This is a genomic window from Rhodanobacter koreensis (genome assembly GCF_054782855.1).
Window position 1 is genome coordinate 858,703 of the sequence record NZ_BAAGRR010000012.1, and the last position, 19,024, is coordinate 877,726.

Here is a 19,024-nt window from a genome sequence, read left to right on the forward strand (position 1 = left end):
GGGGGAGTCTCACGGCGAAGCTGACTGCAGCCGCTCGGCCAGCCCGGAATAACGACGCGTACGTCGAGCGATCGTGCCGTCGACGATGTCATCGCTACCCACCAGGCTGAACCAGTGACGGGCACGGGTGATGCCGGTGTACAGCAGTTCCCGGGTGAGCACCTGGCTTGATTCATCAGGCAGCACGAGTGCCGTATGTTCGAACTCCGACCCCTGCGATTTGTGCACGGTCATCGCGTAGACGGTAATGACATCACCAAGGCGCGACGGCAGCACATGGCGCACGCGCGTACGGGCAGCGGGGCCGGTTCCGGCATCGGCGAGAAACGCCACCGACAGGCGTGGCTTGCCGCTTTCATCGGGCATGCGCAGGCAGATGCCGACATCGCCGTTGGCCAGGCCCAGGCTGTAGTCGTTGCGGGTGACCATGACCGGACGCCCTTCATACCAGCCGATGCTGGTTTCGATAAGTCCCCGCGCATGCAGTGCATCGGCGACCAACTGGTTGAGCCCTTCCACGCCGTGAAGGCCGTGGCGCAAGGCGCACAGCAACTGGAAATGATTGAACGCCAGAAGCACGTCACGTGCCCAGTCATCATGGGCGGAGGCTCCGGCGTCGGGTGCAGGGCGATCGTGCTGAAGCCGCTCCAGATAATGACGGTAGCCGTGGGGCGATGCCGCATTGCCGTGGTCGAGGAAATGTTCATGGTTGCCGTCGACGGCGATGCTGGCCAGCTGAGCACGAGTGGCTGACCGAGCCCAGGCAAGGTCGGTCGAAGGTGCGCCGAGCAGCGCGTGCACCGCACGAGTATCGCCACGGTTCACTGCGCGGGCCAGTTGACCGATACCGCTGGCATCATCGAAGCGGTGGCTGTGGCGCAACATGGCCAGCTGCTGGTCCAGCGGTTGTGCGTCATCACGGATGAACGGGCGGATGTCGTCGCCGGTGGTCGCGAGCAGCCAGTCGGCAGTGGCCGTATCGTAGTGGCCATCCTCGGCACGACGGCAGAGGTCGCCCAGCACGGCGCCGGCCTCTACCGACGACAGCTGATCCTTGTCGCCGAGCAGGATAAGCCGCGCAGCCGCAGGCAACGCGGCAAGCACGGCCGACATCATTTCCAGATCGATCATTGATGCCTCGTCGACCACCAGGACATCCAGATGCAGGGGATTGGCACGGTCGTGGTGGAAGCGGCGTGTGTCCGGTCGCGCACCGAGCAGGCGATGCAGGGTGTCGACTTCGGCGGGTATCGCGGCACGCACCGTATCGCCCACATCCAGCTTGGCCAGCTGCGCGGCGATGGAGGCGTTCAACCGGGCTGCAGCCTTGCCGGTAGGTGCGGCCAGACGAATGCGCAGTGGCCGCGTGTGTTCGCGCAATTGCAGGGTCTGTAGCAGGCCGAGCAGACGCACCACGGTCGTGGTCTTGCCGGTGCCTGGGCCGCCGGTGATGACGGTGAACGCGCCGCGTGCGGCCAGCGCGCAGGCGATCTTCGGCCAGTTGGGCATCGGGTTTGTGGGATGAGCCGCGTCTTCACCTGGAGCAGCGGTTGCGATGGGAAATAGCCGGGTGAGTTCATCGGCCAACCGAGCTGGCGTCTCTTGCGGTTTGGCCAGCCGTTCGTGGATCGCGGTAGCCACTTGGCATTCGTGGTTCCAATAGCGGCGCAGATACAGTCGGTGGCCATCGAGCACCAGCGGTGCATTGACCGGGTTGCCGCCATCATCAGCGACCAGTGACGAATTCAGCAGCGTGGTGCGCTGGGTATCGAGGCCACGCAGCCGCTCGCGCCAGCTCGCTGGCCAGTCCTGTTCGTGGGCCTGTTCGGCGAGCGCATCGAGATCGAGGCACAGATGCCCGTCGGCGAGTTGCCGGCTTAGCAGGGCAGTCAGCCACAGCAACGACGGTGAGGCATGGATGTCGCGTTCGGCCATGAAGTACGCAAGCGCGACATCCAGCGGGCGCAACCGATGTTGCTCGATGTCGAGTTCGAAGGAGCCGTCATGCCACATCGTGCACTCCTCCTTGATCGAACAGCTGGTCCATGGCGTCGATCAACGCAAGCGGCAGGCGTTCGCGATGCACGCCGTGTCCGTCGCCGTCGATACCGCGCAGATACAGGTAGAGCACGCCGCCGATGTCCCGCGCATAGTCGTAATCCGGCAGGCGCGCGCGCAGCTGGCGATGCAGGGCCAGCGTATAGATGGCGTACTGCAGGTCGTAGCGGCTGTGCAAGACGGAATCACGCATCGCCTCGTCGGTGTAGGCAGACGCATCGGCGCCGAGCCAGTTCGACTTGTAGTCGACGATGTAATAGCGCCCGTCGTGTTCGAGCACCAGATCGATGAAACCCTTGAGCATGCCGTTGAGGCGATCGGGCAGCAGCGGTGGACGTGCCGCGCCGTTCAACGTGTGGGCCGTGACCAGGCGATCCAGTGCATGTGTGTCCACCCGGTTTGCCTCGAACCAGAACTCCAGCTCGGCGCGGCTGGCATCCGCATCGGCGAGCGCCGCCAATGACATCGTCCCCCCTTCCGGTAGCGGCAGTGCGGCGGTGAGGAAGTCTTGTAGCCAAGTCGTCAGCGCCTCGCTCCAGGCCTGCCAGCCTTGGCGCTGGCAGCGATGGATGATCAGTTCCCTCAGCGCAGGTGGTGTGCTGGCGGCGTTGGCGAAGCCTTCGTCGGCGGCCCATTCCAGCAGGCCATGCAGGAAGGTGCCAGGCTCGGCGCCGCGCGGGAAGGTGTGGATGCTGGGCGTGACGTCCAGGCGGCTCGGCATGCGTGGCTCGATCCGCTCAGCGGCGGCTTCGACCAGCACATCTTGCCGCGCGGTCTCCGGTGCGGTTTGTCGTGGCGCGTATTCGGTGTCGGCAATCTTGAGTGCGCTATAGCTGGCGATCCACCAGGGCTCGACCGGCTGGCCGTGGTACTCGCGCGCCGGCTGATCCGACGCAGTCAGGCTGGCGGGCTGATGACGGTGCATGTCGGCGACGGCAGGCAAGCTGTCGATATGAATGTCTGGATGTCCATTTCGCAGATCCTCCAGTCGTACGCGTAACACTTCCTGGTCGATCGGTGCGCCCCCGGCGAGTACATAGCCGAATGCGGACTTGTGCAGGCCGGAGGATTTGCGCTGACCGTCCTTGAGGTTCGCGACGCCGAGCCAGCAGATGTGCCGGGCCCGGGTCAGCGCCACGTACAACAGGCGCAGATCCTCCTGCAGGCGCTCCCGTTGGGCCTGTTCAAACGCGAACGAGGAGGGTTGCAGATCCAGTGCGGGGCGGTCTTCACGGTCGTGCCAGACAAAGCTGTCGCCGGGCTTTACCTCGCGCAGGCTGCACACGAATGGCAGCAGCACCAGCGGATACTCGAGGCCCTTCGATTTGTGGATGGTGACCACCTTGATCAGCGCCGCCTCGCTTTCCAGCCGCACGATCTGTTCGTCGGCGGTGTCGGCATGGGCATCCGCGGCCTGGGCGATCTGGCTGGCGAGGTGGCGGATCAGCGCATGTTCGCCGTCCAGCGTGACGGCGGCCTGCTGCAGCAATTCGGCCAGATGCAGCAGGTTGGTCAGCGCGCGTTCGCCATCGCTGCGTGCCAGCAGCTGCGCCGGCAGGTCGAACAGGTGCAGCAGGTCGTGCAGCATCGCCAGCACGCCGTGCCGCAACCAGCTGTCATGCAGCTGGCGGAAATGTTCGCCGCTGCGTTCCCAATACTGTTCGTCAAGGTTGAGCCGATCCAGTTCCACATAGCTCCGGCCCAGCGTGGGGCTGGCCAATGCGGCGCGCATGGCGCGATCGGAGCCGGGTTCGGCGCAGGCCTGCAGCCACAGCAGCAGGTCGCGCGCCTCGGCCGAGGCATACACCGAATCGCGATCGGACAGATAGACACTGGCCAGTCTGCGCGATTGCAGCGCGCGCCGCATGTCCGCCGCCTCAGACCCCTTGCGCACCAGGATCGCGATGTCGCCGGGGACCAGCGGCGTGAGTGCGCCATCTTCGCTGGTGAAGCCGCAGTGCCCCTGTCGAGCGGCATCCAGCCATTGCACCAGTGTTGCCGCGGCGTGGTCGGCCATCAGCTTTTGATAGGCGCTCTTGCTGATCGGTTCGGCCTGGGCTGCCATGGCCAGCTGCAGGGCCGGCATGGGCTGACCATGCAGCAACAGACGCTCCGTACGTCCCTGTGCGCTGACCGGCAGAAACGGCAGGCCCTGTTCGCCCTTGCCGAACAGGAACGCGCCTTGCGGATGCTGCTCGGCAAACTCGAAAACACGATTGACCGCATTCACCATCGACTGGGTGGAACGGTAATTGGTGGTGAGTGTCCAGGTTGGTTGGGCGGCCCTGCGACGCGCCTGCAGGTAGGTGTGGATATCCGCGCCGCGAAAGCCGTAGATCGCCTGCTTGGGATCGCCGATCAGCAGCAGGCCGGTGCCGGGCAGCTTGCCGTAGATGTGCTGGAAGATGCGCCACTGCAGCGGGTCGGTGTCCTGGAATTCGTCGATGAGCGCCACCGGGTACTGGCTGGCGATGGTGCGCGCCAGCCGCTCGCCGCTCTTGCCATGCAGAGCGCTGTGCAGGCGTGTGAGCATGTCGTCGTAGCCGAGCTGGGCGAGCCGTTGCTTGGTGGTTTCCAGTCGTGCGGCAATCCGCGGCACGGCATGGGCGAGGATCAGCGCGCGCAAGCTGTCGCGCAGTGCGGAGGTTGCCGGCAGTTCGCCGATGGCGGTGAAGGCCGGGTGTTCGGGTGGGTCGAACTTTGCCTTGGTGGCGCTGATCAACTTGGTCTGGGCGTAACGGGCCAGCACGGTGGCATCCACCTCCGCACCGGCGGCCCAGTCATGCATCGTGCGCAGGTCGCTGGCGAAATTTTCCGGCCTCATCATGTTGGCCTTGAAGGCGCCAGCCTGCATTGCCTTACTCAAGCGCGCCTCGATCGTCCCGGCATCGGTCAGCCACAGTGCGCGCGCATGTTGCTGCGCTTCGCGAAGCGGCGCGATCTGCGCGGCCATTGCGGTGGAGAGGTCGTCGATGACAGGCAGCGGCTGGCCATCCAGGCGCAGGTTTTCCGCGGGCTGGCGCAGCAGCGGGCGCAAGGACACCTGCAGGTGCTGCGGGGTCTTCCACAGCGAAGTGACCTGCGTAGCATCGGCGTGGTCGAGCGCGAAGAACTGCTGGCGCCAGTAATCGCGTACCGCTTCGGCGAGCAATTCGCTTTCGTCACTGGTGGCAGTCTGCACGAAGGCGTGGCCGCTGTCGAAGGCGTGCTGGCCCAGCATGCGCTGGCACCAGCCGTGGATGGTATGTACCGCGGCCTCGTCCATCCATTGTGCGGCCAGTTCCAGCTGGCGCGCCGCGCGGGCGCGGGCCTCGGTGCCGGGATACTCGGCGACCAGCGTACGCAGGAAATCATCGGCCGCACCGCGCCCGCGAAACACTTCGGCCGCTTCGCTCAGGCGCTTGCGGATGCGCTCGCGCAGCTCGGCGGTGGCGGCCTTGGTGAAGGTGACTACCAGAATCTGCGGCGGCAGCAGCGGGCTGGCCTGTTCGCCGTGGCCGAGTACCAGGCGCAGGTACAGTGCGGCGATTGTCCAGGTCTTGCCGGTGCCGGCGCTGGCTTCGATCAGCTGGATGTCACGTAGAGGCAGATGCAACGGATCGAGTGGGGCGATGCGATTCATGCGCTGCGCTCCATCGGCAGCACCGCATCGGCGATGGCCTGATACAGATACAGCCAGTGTTCGAAGCCGCCGGCGTACAGCGCTTCGAAGCTGGGCCATGCGCGGGCGAGGCAGGGGTCTTCGCCGAGCTCGCCGGGGGTATGGGCGAAGACGTTGCCTTCGTAGCAGTCGCGTGCGGCGGTTGCGGGGTTCCCGCTCGAACGCAGCCAGGCGCAGGCGGTCTTGCGCGCGATCGGTAGCGGCGACTGCATGCCGGCGCACATGGCGAGCAGTACCTGGTCGAGCAGGGCACCAGCCTCCTCACGCGCGAATGCGCGCAGGATCGGTTGCGCATCGGCGCTGATGATCCGTGTCTGCAGCGCCAGTCCGTTGGCATTGGCCAGCAGATGGGTGATCCACGCCGGTATCAACTTTTCGTGTCGCAGCGCGCCGTCCCCGGTCAGCAGGGCGCCGTTCAAGAGTTCCAGCCGGCCGTGATGACCGCTGCCATCGCGGCGCAGGTCGGTCAGCCAGTCCTCGATCAACAGGCCCGCGCCGGCATGCTGCAATTCGAGCTTGTCGCCGGTCAGTGGCCATTGCAGGCAGGCATCGCGCCAGCTCAGTGCAAGCGAGCCGATCTGTTCGGCAATCTCGGTTTGCAGCACGGCGCCGAAGCCACCGGGCGGCAACAGCCCTTCGTCGTGCAGGCGCTGGGTGGCCTGGGTGATGGTGTAGTCGAGGTCGGTGATTGCCGGATCGATGGCGACGTGCAGTACCGACTGGGCCGCGCCGTAACGTTGCAGGCCGTCGAGCGCGAACGGCTCGTCGTCGAGCGCATCGTCGCTGTCGGTGCCGAAATACACCTTCAGCCGCTGGTTGAAGAAGCTGGCCACCGGCTTGCTCAGGAAGCGCTGCAGCTGGCCGATGCCCAGCGCCGTATCGGGCTGCCATGGCGCGAGTGCGATGGGCATCGATGCGGCGACGGTGCGATGAACCTGCTGCCATTCGCGCGCATAGGTGAATACATGCCGCTCGCCATGGGCGCTGAAATAGCGACGGCTGAAGGGCTGCAACGGGTATTCGGTGGTGAGAGCGACGAGCAGGCGTGCGCCGGTGTTGCCATCGTCCAATGTGTCGCCCTCGCGGTACCAGCCGGCGGCCAGGTAGTCGCGCAGCTGGCCAACCAGCACCGATGGCGGCAATAAGCTGTTGTCGCGCGCACTGCGGCCGACCCAGCTCACGTGCATTGCATCGCGGGCGGACAACAGCGCTTCGAGGAAAAGATAGCGGTCGTCCTCGCGACGCGAGCGGTCGCCCGGCCGGCTGTGCCCGGGCTGCGCCATCAGGTCGAAGTCGACCGGTGCTTGCTGGCGCGGATAGGCGCCGTCGTCCATGCCGAGAAGGCAGACCACGCGAAACGGAATCGCGCGCATCGGCATCAAGGTGCCAAAGCTCACCCCGCCGCCCATGAAACGTTGCGAAAGCCGGCTTTCATCGATCGCCTGCAGCCAGTGATCACGCACGATGGCGAGCGGAATGGCGACGGCGAAGCCGGCCTCGGCGCAGGCTTGTTGCCATTCGTCCAGCGCCTCGTCGAGGCGGCCCAGCCGCAGGACATCTTTGTCGTAATCGCGCTCGAAGAAATCCGACAGCAGGGCATGCAGGCTGGTGCACCATGCGGCCGGTGTGGTCGGCATGCGGAACGCCTGCCAGTAATGCTCAAGCCGATCCAGCAGCAGGCTCAACGGGCCGAGCAGGGTGGCGTCGAGGCCGCCGACCTCGGCGTACGGGGCAATGCCGTCCAGAGACTCGCCATCACCGACGGCATAGCCGAGCAGCATGCGGCGCAGGCCGAAACGCCAGCTGTTCTGCTCCAGCGCGGGCAGTTGCAGGCTGCGCTTCTGTTCGCCATCCAGGCCCCAACGGATGCCGGCGCCCTCGATCCAGCGCCGCAGTGTGGGCAGATCGGCTTCGTCGAAACCAAAACGCGCACGCAGAGCAGGCACGTCGAGCAGGTCCAGCACTTCGCTCGCCGTGAAGCGTGATTCGGGCAGCGCCAGCAAATGCTCCAGTGCCACGATCAGCGGCTCGCTGCCACGCGCGGACTGGTCGGCCACGCTGCAGGGCAGGTGGCGCGGATCGCTGACGGGCAGCCGTCCGAACACGGCCTGCACATGCGGAGCGTAGGTCCGGATGTCCGGCACCATCACCATCACGTCGCGCGGTGCCAGTGGCTTGCCGTCACGCGCCGCACGCTCGAACATTGCCAGCAGCTGGTCGTGCAGCACTTCCACTTCGCGCTGCGGGCTGTGCGCGATATGGAAGCGCAGTGACGCGTCACCCTCGTGCCACGGCCTGCGCTGTGCGGGATCGGCCGGCAGCGGTTCAAGATCGAGGATGGCTTGCTGCACCTGCTGCAGCAGGCCATCGCCCTCCACGTCCTGGAACAGGTCGATGCCGCGGTCGATGGCGGCGAATTGCCGGCGATAGCGATCCGGCTGGTCGCAGGCATCCAGTAGCCGGATGTAGTCGCGCCCCTGCTTGCCCCACGCGGCGAGCAGTGGATGCGCGTGCAGATGCAGATCCTCGTAGCGCGGCTGGGGGGGCAGGCCCGGCTTGTCGGCCTGGCGACGCTGGCTGGCCTTGAGCAGCTCGCGCTCCTCGATGATGTCGGCCCAATAATGGCGGCACGGATTGGCCACCACCAGCAACACCTGGCAGAAGCGTGCCAGCGCGGTGAGCGCCTCCAGCGTCTGCTGCGGCAGCGAGGACATGCCGAATACCACGATGCGTCGCGGCAGCGCCGCGGGCCGCACATCGAGCGACTGCAGGCGTTCGACGAATACCTGGTGCACGGCGGCGCGGTGGTCATGGCGATGCGCGGGGCCGACATCTTCCAGCAGCAGGCGCCACAGTCGCGGTTGCCAGCGCTGATCGTCCAGCAGCGGCGTATGGCGATCACGCAGGGCATCGTGCAGGTTGTCGCGGCCGTGTTCCCAGTCGTCCAGCCAATCGGCGCGATAGACCTGGTACTGGTCGAACAGGTCGGCCACGCGGGCGGCCAGTTGATAACACTTCTGCCAATCCGGATCGTCGCCGAGGAAATCGCGCAACGGGATGAAGTCGTCCTCCTGCAGGTGTTGCGGGATCAGCCGCAGCAGCCGCCAGGTCAGTCGCGACTTGTCGAACGGCGAGGTGGCTGGCACCGCATCGCGGCCGAGCACGGCCCGGTACGCTGTCCACAGGAATCGTCCGGGCAGTTGCACGTCTACCGCCGCGCTGATGCCCAGGCCACCGCTGGCAGGTGAACGCGCCAGTGCCAGCTTCAGCCACTGCGCGATACCGTTGCTCTGCACCAGCATCAGTTCGTTTTCCAGCGGCCGCAGCGGCGCGCGCGCCAGCCACGCGGTGAGCAGGTCACGCAGGTCTTCCAGCCGGTTGCCGTGCAGCACCATCAGGCCCGGTTCGATCGGGGCGCTGCGATTGGATGACGGGGCCGGAGTCACGGGTGATGGTGCTCGTTTTCGCTCATGCGGGGGATTGTCTCCGAGTGTGCCTGGATTGTCGCTGCCAGTCTGGCCGGCTGCTGTCTCAGGGGCTGCGCCGGCGTCCCGGAAGAATCCGAAGACCGATTCGCAGGTTGTCGATCCAGCGGTCGCTCGTTCGTCGTATGGACAAGAACCGTGGGGTGCTCATCGGGATCCCACACCTGCCAACGCAAACCAGCGGGAGACACGGCGATGCGATTCATGGTGATAGTGAAGGCGGACAAGGACTCGGAAGCCGGCGTGATGCCGAGCGAGCAGCTGCTGACCGAGATGGGCAAGTTCAACGAGGAACTGGTCAAGGCCGGCATCATGCTGGCCGGCGAGGGCCTGCAGCCCAGCTCGAAGGGTGTGCGGGTGAAATTCCTGGGTCATCAGCGCACGGTGATCGACGGGCCGTTCGCCGAGACGAAGGAACTGATCGCCGGTTTCTGGCTGTGGCAGGTGAAATCGCGTGCGGAAGCGATCGAGTGGCTCAAGCGTGCGCCATTCGATGGCGGTACTGAAGTCGAGCTGCGCCAGGTATTCGAGGCCGAGGACTTCGGTGCCGAACTCACCCCCGAGCTGCGCGAGCAGGAAGAACGCCTGCGGGCGCAGCTCGCTGCCAAATCATGAGTCGGGTCTCGATCCGGCCTCAACGGAAAACCGACGGAGCAGCCCCATGCAACTGACCAACTACCTCATCTTCAACGGCAAGGCCGAAGCGGCGTTCAGGTTCTACGAGCAATGCCTGCGCGGCAAGATCACCACGATGATGCGTTTCGGCGAAGCACCCGGCTGCGAGAACATACCGGAGGAAACCCGCGACTGGCTCATCCATGTGCGGCTGGAAATCGGCAACCAGGTGCTGCTGGCTTCCGACTGCCCACCCGATCGTCCGTATGACGGCATCAAGGGTTGCTCGGTATCGATCCAGATTGACGACAAGGTGGAAGGGGAACGCATCTACAACGCGCTGAAGGAGAACGGCACGGTGCAGATGCCCTACGAGAAGACCTTCTGGGCCGAACGCTTCGGCATGGTGGTCGACCAGTTCGGTGTGCCGTGGATGATCAATTGCGAGAAGGATCAGTAGCCATGCGTCGCAGACGGTGGACTCCCTGCGGCCGGTGGTGCCGCTGCACTTCCGCGAACTGACTGGAGTGACCCATGTTCAAGATCATCCTCATCATCGTCGTCGTCCTGATCGTCGTGGTGCTTGCCTTTGCGGCGACCCGGCCCGGCACGTTCAAGCTGGAGCGCGCGGCGACGATCAAGGCCACGCCCGAAAAAATCCTCGCGTTCATCAACGACTTCAGGCAATGGACTGCCTGGTCGCCATGGGAGAAGCTCGATCCGGCGCTCAAACGCAGCTACAGCGGCCCGGCGAGTGGTCCGGGCGCTGTCTACGAGTGGCAGGGCAACAGCAAGGTCGGCCAGGGCCGCATGGAGATCATGGCGTCGTCGCCATCGGCAACGACGATCAAACTGGATTTCATCAAGCCATTCGAAGCCCACAACATCGCCGACTTCACGCTGGCGTCGCAGGGTGATTCGACTGTGGTCACCTGGGCGATGCATGGTCCGAATTCCTACCTGGCGAAGCTCATGCACCTGTTCTTCAACATGGACAAGTTGGTCGGTGGCGACTTCGAACGCGGGCTTGCCAACCTGAAGGTGGCAGCCGAGGCAAACTGATCCGCCCCTTGCGTCGGCGGGAGGCAGATGGTGTGATCGGCCGTCATGACAACGACCGATACCCACCGCGCCATCGACGCCGTCTGGCGAATCGAATCGGCCAGGCTCATCGCCGGTCTCGCACGCATGGTGCGCGACGTCGGCCTGGCCGAGGAGCTGGCGCAGGATGCGCTGGTCATTGCACTGGAGCAGTGGCCGCAGTCGGGCGTGCCGGACAATCCCGGCGCATGGCTGATGACCACCGCCAAGCGTCGCGCGCTCGATCGCCTGCGTCGCAGCAAGCTGCTCGAGCGCAAGCACGTGGAATTGATGCACGAACTCGAGAGCGAGCAGGAACACGCCGTGTCGCAGGTAGAGGCAGCTCTGGATGATCCGATCGGCGACGATCTGCTGCGGCTGATCTTTACCGCCTGCCATCCGGTGTTGTCGGTCGAGGCACGTGTGGCACTGACGCTGCGGTTGCTCGGCGGCCTGACCACCGAGGAGATCGCACGTGCCTTCCTGGTGCCGGAGCCGACGATCGCCCAGCGCATCGTGCGTGCCAAGCGCAGCCTGGCCAAGGCCGAGGTGCCGTTCGAGGTGCCGCGTGCCGAGGAACTGGCAGCGCGCCTGTCGTCGGTGCTCGAGGTGATCTATCTCGTGTTCAACGAAGGCTATTCCGCGACTGCCGGCGGTGACTGGATGCGGCCGGCACTGTGCGAGGAGGCGCTGCGACTTGGCCGCGTGCTGGCCGGGCTCGCGCCGCGCGAACCGGAGGTGCATGGCCTGGTCGCGCTGATGGAAATCCAGGCCTCGCGTTCGCGCGCCCGTGTCAATGGCAAGGGCGAACCAATCCTGCTGCTCGAGCAGAACCGTGCGCAATGGGATCGCCTGCTGATCCGTCGCGGGCTGGTGGCACTCGACCACGCCGAGAAACTCGGTGGCGCCCTCGGTCCCTATGCGTTGCAGGCGGCCATTGCTGCCTGCCATGCGCGTGCACTGACCGCGGAGCAGACCGACTGGCAGCGCATCGCCGCGTTGTACGGGTCGCTCGCACAGGCGATGCCTTCACCGATCGTGGAGTTGAACCGTGCAGTGGCCGTGTCCATGTCGTCCGGCCCCGCCGCCGGGCTCGAACTGGTCGATGCGCTGGCCGGTGAGCCCGCACTGGCGAACTACCACCTGCTGCCGACCGTGCGCGGCGACCTGTTGTTCAAGCTCGGTCGTGCCGCCGAAGCCCGTCCGGAATTCGAGCGGGCGGCTTCACTCACGCAGAACGCACGCGAGCGTGAGCTTCTGCTCAAGCGTGCCCACGCATGCACAGTTGGCTGAGATCCCACTGCATGGCGAGGCCTGCACCGCAGGTTTGTCGGGACCATTCAAGCAAGGGACATGCGGGACTCCGAAGTCACCCGGTTATCCAGTCGCAGCGGAAAGTGGAAGCCGGATACACTGATGCTGTTCTGGTACAACACGAAAACCCACGGACATAAATCATCATGAAACGATATCTGGTCTGCATGGCTGTCGCTGGGCTACTGGCGGCATGCACACAAGCGCAAAGCCTGCGCAATTCACCGGCAACCGGTTACTACGTCGGAGACAGAAGCGTGGATGAGGTGGTTGCCTGCGTCACCGGGAAATGGTCGGGAAAGTCCACCCACATGGACACCGTGGCGCTGTTCGGGGGAACCAGTATCCAGCTCAGGGATGGTGAGGGCGGCACGATGGTAGCCATGGCGGATATCGTCGCCACCGGGGCGACCACCACCGCAAAATATTATTCGAAGACAGGGCAGAAGGACTTGTATTCCGAACAGGTCATGGACTGCATGCACGCGACATCTTCCATCGACTAGTCAAAAACCGGCAACCGCGCCTGACGTACGGACACCCACGCAACGAAAAGGCCACCCGAGGGGTGGCCTTTTCGTTGAAATCAGTGGTAGGCGGTACAAGGATCGAACTTGTGACACCTGCCGTGTGAAGGCGAAATTCAGACGCCCACAAAGCAGGCGTACCAACGGTTTCTGAGATATTTCTGTGGCGTGCAAAACGCCTATGGAACGGTTCGTTTTTGTATTGCGCGAAAGAAGCGATGCCCGACAATGAAGGCATGGCAACCATCTCAAAGACAGATGCAGGCACCTACAAGGTGCCCATCCGCAAGGCTCGTTTTGGTGTACTCCAGCTATACAAGACCTTCACCAGGAAAGAGGATGCGGAGGCTTGGAGAAGGAAAGCCGAGAGCGAAATCGAGCGAGGCGCCTGGCGCGATGTTGGTGGAGCCGATCGGATGACTCTGGCGGTTGTGCTGGAAAAGTACCAGACCGAAGAAACTCCCAAGCACCGTGGTGCCGAGGTCGAGGGCTACCACATCAAAGTGCTGAAAGAGGAAGCGCTTGCACAGACCATTCTCGACCGTATCACGCGTGGCAATGTGCGCGCCCTCTGTTCCAGTCGCGGGAGTATCTGTTCAAACTGCTCGCGGCGGATGTCGCTGGGATACGTCTTCTTGCGCATCTTTAGCATTGTCCTGAATTTTTGCGAGATCGTGAACAGGTTCTAAGTTGCCATTTATAAATGATTTTTAGAATTGAGATTCGCCGGCGATCGCGCCCTCGCTCTTCGGTATCTCCACCGCCGGATCCTTGGGCTTAAGCTGGACCTGTTATCGCAACCGTTTTCTTATTGACAAGGTCCGAGATGCTCCCTGTATGCTGAGAGCACCCGCGCGCAACGCGCGGGCCCAGGGGACAATTCGATGCGTGCACGTTGGCAAGGGATCTGCCTTTTGGCGGTCATGGCGTTGGCCTCGGGTGTTCATGCCCAGGATGGCCAGGATGCAGTCTACGAGGACTACACCCGTGATCTGCGTTCGGCGCAGGAGACAACGCCGTTAACCTCGGCGATGTTCGGCGACCAGGTCGGCCTTTACAGCGGCGGGACGCAGTTCGACGTCACCGACATCAACTTGCCAGGCAACGGTGGTTTGCCGGTTCGGCTCGGCCGTCATTTTCTGGTACAGAAAGCCGGCCAGCAGATGGGCAGCCTGGGCGGCTTTGGCGAGTGGGATCTGGAAGTGCCGTACATTGACGGCCATTTCGCCGCCGAGAATGGTTGGGAGGTCCAACTGCCCGCCAACCAGGGCACCTATTCACGCTGCAGCGTGCAGACGCCGCCCTATACCATCGTGAACGGGACCAATGAGCCGGTGTACCAAGTTTGGGATGGCGACTTGCTGTACATCCCGGGCGAAGTCGACGACGAAGAGTTGCTGCTGAACACCGAGACCAAGCTTCCTGCCGTAACCGACGGCAACAGTTACCCGTGGGTGACCAAAAGCTTGTACCGCGCCATGTGTGCGCCCAGTACGGTGAATGGCTATCCGGGCGAATCGTTCGTGGTGGTCTCGCCCAGCGGCGTGCGCTACACCATGAACTGGATGCTGGTGAATCCTACGGAGGCCGCGTCGTACGCGGTGCCCAACCCGAGCGGCAATGGATATACGACGGTCGGCGCCAACCGGTCACGGATCTTCCTGCTGGCGACCCAGGTGACGGATCGCTTCGGCAACTGGGTCAAATACAATTACAACGCGTCGTCGCAGCTGACCAGCATTACCGCCAGTGATGGCCGGGAAATCGACATCACCTGGTCGGGAAACAACATCAGCAGTGCGACGGCAGGAACGCGAACCTGGCATTACACCTATACCGCGAGCGGCACGCTGCAAAGCGTGACCTTGCCGGACGGTTCGCAGTGGACGTACACCGTGGCATCGGGTTCGCTGGCGACGGTTCGTACGCCACCGGAAGACCCGCCGCCCTCACAACACTGTCAAATCGATCCGTTGGCCCGGACGGGCAGTTTCGTCTACGTGATCGGCGCGCTCTCCGGCGCGCAAGGTACGTTCACGTTCAACTACCAGCGCAACTACCGCACCTACGTCCCCCAGAACAGTTGTACGTACAGCAATCCAGACGTGTTGTACCCGCCGGTAGTCGACCACTTCGACGATTTCGCGCTGGTCTCGAAGCAGATCAGCGGTGCCGGCCTGACCACGCAAAACTGGACCTATAGCTACCTGGCCAATTTTTCCGGTGGCGGCGAAACCTATTACACCGCGTCGGGTGCTTACCCCAATCCGACGGAAACCTATATTCCCACCGGTTGCACCGACTGCGCCGTGTCGAAAACCGTGACCGTTACTGGGCCCACCGAGATCACGAAGAGCGTCTTCGGCGTGCAATACGGCAACAACGAAGGGCGCCTTCTGCAAACGGAGGTGGATTCGCCCTCCGGCGCCATGATGCAAACGGTGACTTATACGTATCTAGACGACAGCCAGATCAGCAATGAGCCGTTTCCCGACAACGTCGGCTTGTCTATGCAGCCGATCTACAAAAATCCGATGGTGGGCCGCCAGCGTCCGGTGATCACCACCATCGTTACACAGGATGGCGATACCTATACGCATCAAAACGTGGCCTTCGACGTATTTGCACGGCCTTACCAGGTCAACAAGTACAACAGCATTGCCGGCCAGGTATCGCTGGAAGAACAGACCACCTACTACGACAACCTGGTGCTCTGGGTGCTTGGCCAGCCGCAGCAGGTGGTCAACATGCAGACCGGCGAAACGGAAACCCAGAACGTCTACACGGCCAGCAACGCCACGCTGTACTCGAGCGCGCATTTCGGCGAAACGACGCTCACGTATACCTACAATGCGGCCGGCCAGCTGGCCAGCTTCGAAGACGGCAACAGCCACACCACCAGTCTCGGCAATTACTACCGCGGCATTCCACAGCTGATCAATTATCCCGACGGCGCCAGTCAGTCTGCGGTCGTGGATGCTTATGGCGAGATTCAATCCGTAACCGATCAGAGCGGCCACACGACGTCCTACACGTACAACGCCGTAGGCTGGCCGCAGACCATCAGCTACCCGACAGGCGACGAGGTGGCATGGAACACGAAGAACTACAACTTCACCTATGTGACCACGGCCGAACGTGGTATCCCCGGCGGGCATTGGCGACGCACGGTCAACACCGGCAATGGCACCGATGTGACCTATTTCGATGCGATGCTGCGGCCGCTGCTCAGCGACACGTCGATCGCCGGCACGGCCGGTTCGGACATCAGCACGGCCAACAGTTACGATCCGCGCGGCCTGACCACGTTCACGTCCTATCCGGTCAGTGGCATGCCGGACCTGTCGGCGATCACGGTCGGTACGCACAAGACCTATGACGCATTGAAACGGTTGACCAGCAGCCAGCAGGATTCCGAACTGGGTACGCTGACCACCAGCACCGTCTACCTGTCCGGCGCCGGTGTGCAGTTGATCGATCCCAACGGCAACGTCACTAAGACCTATGGCCAGGTATTCGACGAGCCATCGTACGACAAGCCGATCCTGGTGCAGGCACCGGCCGGCGTCACCCAGGCGATCGCCCGCGACTACTACGGCAATCCTCTCTCGATCACCCAGTCGGGTCTCTACAACAGCACCGAGAGCGACAGCGTCACCAAGACACTGACGTACGACAGCTACCACCGCCTGTGCCGTACCACCGAGCCGGAAAGCGGCGATACGGTGATGGCCTACGACGGTGCCAACAATCTGCAGTGGAGCGCTGCCGGGTTGAGTATCACCGGGACCGGTTGCGGGCAGAGCCAGGTGGCCACCGCGGCGCAGACCCAGTTCACCTACGATCCAATGAACCGGGTGCATACGATCATGCCGCCGGCTGGCACACAGAGCACCACGTACCTTTACTGGCCGACCGGCCAGTTGGAGTCGGCGACTTCCGGTACCACCGTCTGGAATGGGGTCTACAACTACCGCAACATGCTGACGGGCGAGTCACTCAACGTAGTCGGCCAGACTACGCTGGCGCTGGGCTATGCCCACGATGCCAATGGCAGCCTCAGCGTCATCGGCTATCCCGACGGCGAGAACGTCAGCTACGCACCGGATGCTCTGGGTCGCCCCACCCAGGTCGGTAGCTATGCCAGCGGAATCACGTATTACCCCAATGGCCAGGTACAGGGTTTCACCTACGGCAACGGCACGGCTTATGTGGCCGAGCAGAATGCCCGCCAGCTGACCAGCAACTTCTCCTATGGCAACAGCAGTACGTTGAACCTCAGCGAGGACCTGTCCTACGACAGCAACGGCAATATCCTCACCATGCAGGATCTGATCAACGGCCAGCGCAGCAAGACTTTCCAGTACGACGGGCTGAACCGGCTGATCAGCGCCGTGGCGCCCTCCCTATGGGGTACCGAGTCGTACCAGTACGACCCGCTCAACAACCTGCGGGTGCGCCTGACCGGCGGACAGACCCACGTCTACAACTACGGTCCGACCAACCTGCTGGCGAACATTACCCAGGCTGGCACCACGATCGGCAGCTTCAGTTACGACAGCCAGGGCAATGAGACCAACAGGAACGGCAATGCGCTGGTGTTCGACCAGAAGAGTCAGCTGCTGCAGATTCCGGGGTTCGACAGCTATCAATACGACGCTGCCGGACGACGTACCGTCAAGACTTCGGCCGCGAGCGGGGCATCGACCTACACCTTCTACGATCACGCCGGGCAACTGATGTACCAACTCGAGCCGGCCATCAGCAAGTCCACGGATTTCATCTACCTGGGCACCAAGCTCATTGCCCAGGATGCCTCGTTGAAACTCGGCGCGCCCGGTGCGATCACGCTCGACGCCAATCCCAACAACGGCAGCTACACGGTGAGTTGGGGCGCGGTGCCGACAGCTACGGGCTATACCCTGCAGGAAAGCGCCAACAGCGGCGCCTGGGTCACGGTGAGTAGCGGCAGCGGTACCAGCGCGCCGCTCAGCGGCCGTGCCGGCGGCAGTTACCTGTATCAGGTACAGGCCTGCGCCAGCAGTGGTTGTGGTCCGTGGACCGGCTCCGCCACGCTGGGTGTGCGACCGACCCTGCCCACGATTACGGTACCCGGCGGCACCATCAACGGCACCTACACCGTGAGCTGGACTGCTCCGGCGTCGGCCGCCACTTACACCGTGCAGGAAAGCCTCAACGGCGGTGCCTGGACGACCATCGCCAGCAGCACGTCGGCAACCTCGGTCAGCCGCCCCGGTACCGCCAGTGGCAGCTACACGTATCAGGTGGCGGCGTACAACAGCTATGGCACGCGCGGTCCGGCGACTTCCGCTGCGGTCAATGTCGACACTACCTACGGCGTGCTGCCTGCGGCTCCGGCCAGCCTCGCGGTGCCGGCGACCAGCAACAACGGCAGCGCCGGGCTGAGCTGGAGTGCGGCCACCCTGGCGGCTACTTACACAGTGCAGCAGAGCGCCAATGGCGGCACCAACTGGGCCAGTGTCTACAGTGGCAATGCGACCACCGCGACCGTCGCCGGCCTGGGCAATGGCAGCTATGTTTACCAGGTTCAGGCCTGCAACACCTATGGCTGCAGCGCCTGGGTGGCCGGCAGCACCACCTTGGTGGTCACGCTTCCACCGATCGCTGCTCCTACCCTCACAGGCCCAGCTGGCAGCACCACCGGCAGCTTCGGCGTGAGCTGGACTAATGTGGCGGGTGCCACCAGTTACACCTTGCAACAGCAGGTCAATGGTGGCGCCTGGACCAATGTGCAGGCCAGTGCCACCACCAGTTGGAGCGCCAGCGGCTTCGGGAGCGGCAGCTACGGTTATCGTGCGCAGGGTTGCAACGCTGGTGGCTGCGGTCCCTGGAGCAATACCAGCGTCACCGTGGTGCTGTTGCCGCCGCCGACCCCGGCCAGCATCAGCGTACCGGCTACCAGTGGCGGCCCGATCACCATCAGCTGGTCCGCCAGCGCCACGGCGACTACCTACGGTCTGGATCAGAGCATCAACGGAGGAGCCTGGTCGCAGGTCTACGCCGGTGCCGGCAACGGCACGACGCTGAACGCGGCGGCGACCGGTAGCTACAGCTACCGTGCTTACGCCTGCAACAGTACCGGCTGCAGCGGCTACGCCGTCAGCAACCCGGTTTCGGTCGTCATAGTCGTACCCATTGCGATCAACGGGCAGTCCTATGGGGCCAGCTACGGCGTCCCCAGCGGAAAAACAAACGCGACGGCGATCGGCTTTGAAATCTCCGGTGGCACCTGGTACGTGTTC

The 19,024-nt window shown here is 63.8% G+C and carries 9 protein-coding genes and 1 pseudogene; 6 read left to right on the forward strand and 4 right to left on the reverse strand.

What is annotated here, in order from left to right:
- Positions 1 to 9 precede the first annotated feature (9 nt).
- From recD to recC, 3 genes are read right to left on the reverse strand one after another with little or no spacing between them, the layout of a single operon-like run.
- Positions 10 to 2,013 (reverse strand): exodeoxyribonuclease V subunit alpha, encoded by a 2,004-nt coding sequence (gene recD / locus ACYVKM_RS17600; protein ID WP_460878905.1) that lies wholly within the window; start codon positions 2,011 to 2,013, stop codon positions 10 to 12.
- The gene (gene recB, locus ACYVKM_RS17605) at positions 2,003 to 5,680 is read right to left on the reverse strand and encodes an exodeoxyribonuclease V subunit beta (RefSeq protein WP_460878906.1); all 3,678 of its coding nucleotides are present in this window, start codon (positions 5,678 to 5,680) and stop codon (positions 2,003 to 2,005) included. Before recB ends, recD begins: the two co-directional genes overlap by 11 nt.
- Positions 5,677 to 9,165, reverse strand: a complete 3,489-nt coding sequence (recC, locus tag ACYVKM_RS17610; protein ID WP_460878907.1) for an exodeoxyribonuclease V subunit gamma — start codon at positions 9,163 to 9,165, stop codon at positions 5,677 to 5,679. Before recC ends, recB begins: the two co-directional genes overlap by 4 nt.
- 234 nt (positions 9,166 to 9,399) lie before the next feature.
- Between recC and ACYVKM_RS17615 the strand changes: the two genes are divergently transcribed.
- The 5 genes from ACYVKM_RS17615 (at position 9,400) to ACYVKM_RS17635 (ending at position 12,719) form a co-directional block, all read left to right on the forward strand.
- Positions 9,400 to 9,819, forward strand: a complete 420-nt coding sequence (locus ACYVKM_RS17615) for a YciI family protein (RefSeq protein WP_460878908.1) — start codon at positions 9,400 to 9,402, stop codon at positions 9,817 to 9,819.
- A gap of 46 nt (positions 9,820 to 9,865) precedes the next feature.
- Positions 9,866 to 10,279, forward strand: a complete 414-nt coding sequence (locus ACYVKM_RS17620; RefSeq protein WP_460878909.1) for a VOC family protein — start codon at positions 9,866 to 9,868, stop codon at positions 10,277 to 10,279.
- A 74-nt stretch (positions 10,280 to 10,353) separates the two neighbouring features.
- On the forward strand, positions 10,354 to 10,881 hold the full coding sequence (locus ACYVKM_RS17625) for an SRPBCC family protein (RefSeq protein WP_460878910.1): 528 nt from the start codon (positions 10,354 to 10,356) through the stop codon (positions 10,879 to 10,881).
- 45 nt (positions 10,882 to 10,926) lie between these two features.
- Positions 10,927 to 12,192: an RNA polymerase sigma factor gene (locus ACYVKM_RS17630; protein WP_460878911.1), complete on the forward strand. Its 1,266-nt coding sequence runs from the start codon at positions 10,927 to 10,929 to the stop codon at positions 12,190 to 12,192.
- A 167-nt stretch (positions 12,193 to 12,359) separates the two neighbouring features.
- Positions 12,360 to 12,719, forward strand: a complete 360-nt coding sequence (locus ACYVKM_RS17635; protein ID WP_460878912.1) for a hypothetical protein — start codon at positions 12,360 to 12,362, stop codon at positions 12,717 to 12,719.
- 565 nt (positions 12,720 to 13,284) lie between these two features.
- Here ACYVKM_RS17635 and ACYVKM_RS17640 read toward each other — a convergent pair.
- Positions 13,285 to 13,383 (reverse strand): annotated as a pseudogene (locus ACYVKM_RS17640) (IS5/IS1182 family transposase); the annotation flags it as partial.
- 280 nt (positions 13,384 to 13,663) lie between these two features.
- Here ACYVKM_RS17640 and ACYVKM_RS17645 point away from each other — a divergent pair.
- Positions 13,664 to 19,024: hypothetical protein (locus ACYVKM_RS17645; protein WP_460878913.1), on the forward strand; the 5,361-nt coding region annotated here is incomplete at its 3' end.

Excerpts from the sequence above, each read along its gene's own strand:
- recD (WP_460878905.1), bottom strand. The coding sequence starts at position 2,013 with ATGTGGCATGACGGCTCCTTCGAACTCGACATCGAGCAACATCGGTTG.
- recB (WP_460878906.1), bottom strand. The coding sequence starts at position 5,680 with ATGAATCGCATCGCCCCACTCGATCCGTTGCATCTGCCTCTACGTGAC.
- ACYVKM_RS17615 (WP_460878908.1), top strand. The coding sequence starts at position 9,400 with ATGCGATTCATGGTGATAGTGAAGGCGGACAAGGACTCGGAAGCCGGC.
- ACYVKM_RS17620 (WP_460878909.1), top strand. The coding sequence starts at position 9,866 with ATGCAACTGACCAACTACCTCATCTTCAACGGCAAGGCCGAAGCGGCG.
- ACYVKM_RS17625 (WP_460878910.1), top strand. The coding sequence starts at position 10,354 with ATGTTCAAGATCATCCTCATCATCGTCGTCGTCCTGATCGTCGTGGTG.
- ACYVKM_RS17630 (WP_460878911.1), top strand. The coding sequence starts at position 10,927 with ATGACAACGACCGATACCCACCGCGCCATCGACGCCGTCTGGCGAATC.
- ACYVKM_RS17635 (WP_460878912.1), top strand. The coding sequence starts at position 12,360 with ATGAAACGATATCTGGTCTGCATGGCTGTCGCTGGGCTACTGGCGGCA.